Genomic DNA, 272 nt, shown 5'->3' with positions numbered 1-272 from the left:
CCGCAACCCTGCGGGCCGGGACGGTGCTGCAAATCCCGAGACGCCAGCTGGTCATCCCGATTTCCTTCGCCGCACTGCTTGGTGGCCTGGTGTCGCTGATCGGCACGCCGGCCAATCTGCTCGTCAGCGATACCCTGGCAAAGGCAACGGGAACGGGATTCCGTTTCTTCGATTTCGCCTATGCAGGCCTGCCGGTGGCAATCGCCGGGATCCTGCTCGTCTCCGCCCTCGCCGTCCGTCTGTTTCCGGAAACCGAAGGCGACGTCTCGGCG

General features: G+C 65.1%; 1 protein-coding gene. It reads left to right on the top strand.

Annotated features, from left to right (window positions below; genetic code table 11):
- Window positions 1-272: SLC13 family permease (locus SB764_RS40325; protein ID WP_410866798.1), on the top strand; the 272-nt coding region annotated here is incomplete at both ends.

The organism is Paraburkholderia sp. SIMBA_027, assembly GCF_046535315.1.
GTDB classification, from domain to species: Bacteria; Pseudomonadota; Gammaproteobacteria; order Burkholderiales; family Burkholderiaceae; genus Paraburkholderia; species Paraburkholderia tropica.
The sequence above is the reverse complement of the archived record's forward strand: the minus strand, read 5'-3'. Positions and strand labels throughout refer to the sequence as shown.